Genomic DNA, 6,256 nt, shown 5'->3' on the forward strand with positions numbered 1-6,256 from the left:
AAAAAAATAGCACCTTAATCGTCGGCACTATTCATTGATTGAAACATACTGATCATCATGGAAGCCATCTGGACTCCATTCGAAAATTTTTGAACCCTGTGTGGAATCGTTTTTTGAAAATGATTGATGGACGCGATCTCAAATTTTTCTAATTCATTGGGATTTCGGGAAAGTGTGCGGTACCACTGGGGTTGATCCCTGAGGAATAATTTCAGGTCTTCTTTGCCATAAATATATTCAATGATGTCCGGTCTCATATTTTACCCCCTAATCTTTTCGGAAAGAAAAAGGATGGGAAGGTTTGGATGGCGCTTCCGTTTTGGTCGCTGTCCCAGATCCCCTATTGTTACCTGATTGAAATTGACTGAGCACGCCCTGAACAGTCCCAAGGGCTTCACTCAAACTGTTGATATGCTGCTGCAATTGATTAGCATCCATTTTCTTCACCATTTCTCCCACCTGATCCATCCACCCCCCTTTACTTTCGGAATTGGTCGATGTCTTTTCATTTTCTTTCGCTGACTCTGTCCTATATTTATCCCACCTTGTGTCGTCTTCCCCAAGCAAATACCAGTCTTCAAAGAGATCCTGCCAATTAGCATCGCCGTTTCGTACATCCTTTATGATTTTCGGGTGCTTTTTCACAAAACCTTTAAATTCTTTGACTTTAGGGTGTAATGATTTCCCCATAATATGAACACCTCCATTACAGGCTTCTACCTACTACACTTTATGAAAAGTTGAAAAGAATGGTGATACATTCCTTTTTGTAGTAATATTTACATGTAATTCACACATGTGTTTCCCAACAGTTCAGTGCTGACTGTGAATACTTTAAAAGGATGTTAAAAAATGAGAGAACAGGTACAAAAATTATTTAATGAATGTATGACAGGAGCTACCGATGAGGACCTCCTGGTTATGAAACAGCTGCTCGAAGGTATACAACGAAAGAAAAACAGTGAAAATGGATCAATCATCGGCGGAATTTTCGCCATGGACAGAAATATGGCGGACGGAAACTTTGAGGTAAGCATCCCAATCACTCCCGTTACACATAACTCACTGGAAATTGTACATGGTGGTGTAACCGCTACCCTAGTGGATACAGCCATGGGTACCTTAGCGAACATGATGCTTCCCGAAGGGTACGGCGCAGTGACGACAAACTTAAATGTCCATTATCTGGCACCCGGTGTAGGTGAACGCCTCACTGCCCATGCGACAGTCGTTCATCAAGGAAGCAAAACGATTGTAGTGGACGGGAAAGTGGTAAGTTCAGACGGGAAAATCGTAGCTCACTCAACAGGTTCTTTTTTTATTTTCAAGAAGAATCAATAAAAAAGGCGGGTTCTCCGTTCTGGAGAACCCACCTTTTTATTCTTCCTCTTCCATTTTCTCTATGAAATTCTGGGTATAAAATCGTTTGTAAACACCTACGCCAAGATGCGTGAAATTCTTCTCCAGCAGGATCTTCCTGTGACCTTCTGAATTGAGCCAGCCATGTACGGCTTCCGGTGCATCCATATACTGGGACGCAATGTTTTCCCCAGCTGTCTTAAAACGCACATCCCCTAGTTCCAGACGCTGAGTAAGATCCCCAAGGATAGGTGAATCATGGGAGAAGTAATCCTCCTCATACATTTCTTTACTATGTCCCCTGGCTACCTCCGCGGTTTTTTCATCCCACTTGAGAGATTCTTCATCAAACTGATGTCTGATTACATTCGTAATATCAAATATCTGCTGTTCGCTTGCAGTATTCACCTTATCCCATTCCTCTTCACTCGGTTCCGTTTCCTCAGCGAGCTCACCCCGATACATCATTTCGTACGGATGCATCTCGATCAATGTGCGGCTGTCCAGAAATCGGATACTCGTCAGTCGGCTTGTGATTTTATCCAAATAAAGCTGAGCATAGATATTTCCGAGAGGTACAAGCAGACGGGTATTCAAATCTTCTTCATTCAATTCAAATTGATAGGCTCCTGAATCATCGTTCACAACAATTTCAGATTCAACAATGGTAAAACGATAAATATCTTCCAAGCGCTGTCCAAGCTTATAAGGGGCGACATCCACCTGATTCCCGATGGCATATAGGGTAACCACCTTATGATCTAAAACACCCATTTGTATGTATTGTTTCGTTGAAATCGGATAAACCCACCATTCATATCCGTACGGACTCGGTTCGACTCTTTCCGGCTCCCCAAATGCTTCCTTTACCATTTTCGTATCTTTGCCTATCCAGGTGGATAAGCCTGAAGCCGGTCTTTCCCCTGGTGTCCCAATGGATTGATTCACCTGGTTCTCTTTGTCTTCCTTAAGAGTTTGGGTTTCTGGTCCCTTTAATGGTTTATTTTCCTGCTTTTGACCTTGATAAATACCAATAATTAAAATAATGACAAATATGATCAAAACACGTAAAACCGTTTTCAGGATCTCCCCTCCTCTCTTCTCCCCTTGAAAAAACAGGTCTACTTATCTAAAAATAGTATACCACTAAAATTGTTTATAGAAATCGTGTCTACAATAAAGGATAGCATATTTCCCTTCGTTCTAAAACATGTACCCTCCCTCAACCTTTATTGTACAACAAATCATATAAACCTTTGTATAATGGGATGTACATCCCGTGAAAAGTTATCCATTTTTTAAAAATCACCCAATTCAAATGATTCAAGACATTGCAAGATAAAGTTTTTTCCACTATTATTAAGAATGAGAAATACCGCATTTAGTATCAATGTACATACACCGATATAAATGCTTCTACGATACGGACAGCATGGGGGTAACAAAGTATCCGTCATTCTCATGCAAGCCAATATAGGAGGAAAATATTATGCGTTTTGAAGCAACTGAATTTGAAAGCTTAAAAGTCGATTTAAACCGATTGGACGAAATCATGGAATCTCATGGACTGGTCCGAGCAGGCCAATGGGATTACGAGCGTGTAACTTATGACCGTAAATTTGAAATTAGAGAAGGCATTTTCTATTTACGGATCCAGGGCCTTGCAGTCGAGGGGGATATCGGAAAGCATGACGCCGTTATCCAATTAATGACTCCCCTACTCGGGAAACATTACTATCCGCACGGAGTTGAATACGGTGAAGGTGAAGAGTTCCCTAAACATCTTGTCACTTCTTGCGAAAAGCTCTTAGCTGATGTTAAAAAAGATGCAACGAACTTTGCATGGTAATATACCTTTAAAAAAGACTGTCTGCCTTGTGGACAGTCTTTTCTATATGGTCTTTTTGTACGAAAGCACTTCATCACCACCTGATCTAAACGGAAACAAAACCTTCAAAATTTCACTTTCTTCCCACTGTTCATTCTTCTCTGACTCTAATATAATAAAAAGAAGAGGTTCCTGTTAGAAAGGGGTACACCATTGTCCAAGTTTTTCACTAAAAAAGTATGGATGATCTCATTGGTCATCTTACTGATAGCATTAATTGCATTTTTTATTCTGCCGGTATCCGTAACTTTGATCACTGCGATCATCACCGCTCTTTTTCTTGAGCCTGCCGTAGGTTTTATCCAAAAACGCTTTTCAACAAAACGGAGATTCGCAGTCCTTTCCGTTTTCATTCTGTTTCTGCTCCTCATCAGTGTTTCCACGTTTTTCGTCACCACTAAAGTGGTAGGAGAAGGAATTAAGCTTATTGAAGATGCACCCAAATACGTTAATCAATTAAGCGATATCTGGCTGGATTATGAAGATCGATTGTTGAATGCAACCGAGGACCTTCCCGATGAATTGGTCAAGAGCTTCAGTGATGATGTCCAGAGCTTTCTGGAGAGTGGTAAAACAAAGATTCTTAATTCATTCAACATCGAAAGAATCAGCGTGTTTTTATCGTATATACCGAACTATCTGGTAAGTTTTCTCGTCTACTTAATCGCACTTTTTCTATTCATGCTGGATCTGCCCAGGATCAAGAAATCCATTTATGGTCATCTGACAGAAAGAACAGCTGAGAAAGTAACATTCATGACGTCCAGACTTACCTACGTCATATTTGGATTCTTTAAGGCGCAATTTCTCGTCAGTATCATTATCTTCATCGTTTCCTTGATCGGTCTTCTTTTCATAGCTCCTGATGTGGCAATTGTCATGTCACTCATCATCTGGGTGATTGATTTCATCCCACTGATCGGTTCCATCGTTGTATTGGGCCCCTGGGCAATCTTCCATCTCTTGACCGGAAACATCGCCCTCGGAACCCAATTAGCGGTGCTGGCTGCCATATTGTTGATCATCAGAAGAACCGTAGAGCCGAAGGTCATGGGAAGCCATATCGGATTGTCCCCCCTTGCTACGCTCATCGCCATGTATCTCGGCCTTAAGCTATTTGGGGTATTGGGATTCATTATCGGCCCATTGCTTCTCATTGTGTTTAACTCCGCAAAAGAAGCAGGTATCATTAAAACAAATTTCAAAGTATAAAAAGGCAAATCCCGCTGTATCGGGATTTGCTTTTTTATACAAAAAAACCGCTATGTGCTTGATTCACATAGCGGTTTATATTAATAACCGAGTATTGCCCTGATAACGGACGTTGTCTCTCCACCTTTGTAGAAAACGTAAAGCAGAAGGTAAACGGCAACCCCTGTGATGGCCGTAAAAAACCAGATGAAGCTTGTAATCGGACCAAGCTTGCGATGGGTTTTCAGGCGATCTTTATACCCTGTCCAAAGGCTTAAGATACCGAATACGGCGCCTGTGGTCGCGAGAGTAATATGAAAGACCAGGAAGATCGTATAATAGACCTTGATGTCATCAGGACCGCCAAATGATGTGTTCCCGACAAAAATCGTCCTGCTTAAGTAGATAACGAAAAAGATAAGGGCGAAGATTCCCGCAAGTGTCATCGTTTTCTGATGTTGTTCAATCTTTCTTTGTGTAATCTGCCACCAGCCTATTGCAACAGTAACAGCACTTAACACGATGAAACTCGTGCTAATGGTAGGTAAAATAGGTAAATCCATCTCGTTTCCTCTCTTTTCTAAAAAATTCTAACCAGCATCTTTCAAGATACCTATGTACATACAGGAATAACCACACTCCCCTGATATCCCTGTATACGCATTTATTGTTCTGGCAGGGTTGAATCTGCAACCGGATCATAAGAAAGCTTCTCTTGCTGCTCCTGATCCTTTCTATACCATTGGAAGAACAAGTTAAATAGAACGACACCAAACACGATTTCCTGAATAATCTTCATCAGGACTCCTCCGAGCTGCTGATCATTGAGAGTCGACATGGACGTAAATAATTCCGGACCAGTAAGTGTCAATCCTTCCAGTGTATTCACAGGCACACATAGAGATAACGCTTGGAGCCATTCGTTTGGATCATAGTAGGTCGCATACATCGGGTTTTCCGCAAAGATGATCAATCCGCATGCCGGTGTCAATAACACAGCGCTTCCCAAGATATACCCGATTCGTTTTAATCCACTTAATTCAATATCTTCATCTACCGGATTAATCAGTGGCCACCACATAAAGACGGCAAGAATGAATAATACGGACGTGGTCAAAGCGTGTAGAGTGACATCGGTACGTACGTTATCAAAAATTAACGGGATATGGTAAATCGAAAAAACCAGATTGAATGACAATAAGGAAATCAGCGGCTTGGTCATAAAGCTGAATATTTGTTTCACGACCGGCAATTCAATCGTTGCCTTCCAAACCCAATCCGGTATTCCCAAAATCAATAATGGAGTAAAGACAAGATATAAAAATGCCATCTGTGTCATATGAGCAGAAAACAATATCCCGCTCAGAACCTCAACAGGCGAACCCTTGATGGCATATAATAACACCATCGAAACAAGGAAGAACGCTGCTTCCTTTCCAGACAGCTTCCTGTTATCCCTGAAGCTCCCCCTCCACTTTATCGTAATCAAAAAATAGAGTACCGTCATAAACACCAGCGTCATAAGAAAAAACGGGCTCCATAACGCCATAAAACCAAAAATACCCAAAGGCATCTTCTCACCTCATTTCACAATTAACACCTACCCCCATTATACTGACAACCCTCCCCCACTTCAACGTAAGGTAATGACAAGTTCTTGAACAAATCGAAAAGCGGAGGCGGGTTGGTCAGGCCCGACAAGCACAAAAAAAGGTTCAACGTCAAATGTTGGGGTGAAGTGAATGTTGCTTCACCCTTATCCAATATGTGAACCCAATCTTTTATACTTATGTGTTAATAGTATTTTAGCTCGAAAAC

Annotated in this window: 8 protein-coding genes; 3 read left to right on the forward strand and 5 right to left on the reverse strand. The window is 41.4% G+C overall.

From position 1 onward, the window contains the following. Positions 1-14: 14 nt before the first annotated feature. Positions 15-257 (reverse strand): YlbE-like family protein, encoded by a 243-nt coding sequence (locus V8G47_RS05265; protein ID WP_336199156.1) that lies wholly within the window; start codon positions 255-257, stop codon positions 15-17. A gap of 10 nt (positions 258-267) precedes the next feature. Continuing rightward, positions 268-690: a YlbD family protein gene (locus V8G47_RS05270; RefSeq protein ID WP_098440871.1), complete on the reverse strand. Its 423-nt coding sequence runs from the start codon at positions 688-690 to the stop codon at positions 268-270. 162 nt (positions 691-852) lie between these two features. Here V8G47_RS05270 and V8G47_RS05275 point away from each other — a divergent pair, with 162 nt between their 5' ends. After that, the gene (locus V8G47_RS05275) at positions 853-1,341 is read left to right on the forward strand and encodes a PaaI family thioesterase (RefSeq protein WP_336199157.1); all 489 of its coding nucleotides are present in this window, start codon (positions 853-855) and stop codon (positions 1,339-1,341) included. A gap of 36 nt (positions 1,342-1,377) precedes the next feature. Here V8G47_RS05275 and V8G47_RS05280 read toward each other — a convergent pair whose 3' ends face one another. Next, positions 1,378-2,421, reverse strand: a complete 1,044-nt coding sequence (locus V8G47_RS05280) for a CAP domain-containing protein (RefSeq protein WP_336199158.1) — start codon at positions 2,419-2,421, stop codon at positions 1,378-1,380. Positions 2,422-2,848: 427 nt separating this feature from the next. Between V8G47_RS05280 and V8G47_RS05285 the strand changes: the two genes are divergently transcribed. Then, on the forward strand, positions 2,849-3,208 hold the full coding sequence (locus V8G47_RS05285) for a YugN family protein (RefSeq protein ID WP_079531576.1): 360 nt from the start codon (positions 2,849-2,851) through the stop codon (positions 3,206-3,208). A gap of 192 nt (positions 3,209-3,400) precedes the next feature. Beyond that, entirely contained in the window at positions 3,401-4,459 is a 1,059-nt protein-coding gene (gene ytvI / locus V8G47_RS05290) for a sporulation integral membrane protein YtvI (RefSeq protein WP_336199159.1), read from the forward strand. Between the two features lie 80 nt (positions 4,460-4,539). On the opposite strand, the gene V8G47_RS05295 is transcribed toward ytvI, so the two are convergent. Next, entirely contained in the window at positions 4,540-5,001 is a 462-nt protein-coding gene (locus tag V8G47_RS05295) for a DUF420 domain-containing protein (RefSeq protein WP_336199160.1), read from the reverse strand. Between the two features lie 101 nt (positions 5,002-5,102). Beyond that, a complete protein-coding gene (gene ctaG / locus V8G47_RS05300) occupies positions 5,103-6,011 on the reverse strand; it encodes a cytochrome c oxidase assembly factor CtaG (protein WP_336199161.1) in 909 nt (302 codons plus the stop codon). Between the last annotated feature and the right edge of the window lie 245 nt (positions 6,012-6,256).

This window comes from Rossellomorea sp. LJF3, from assembly GCF_037046045.1.
Lineage (GTDB): Bacteria > Bacillota > Bacilli > Bacillales > Bacillaceae_B > Rossellomorea.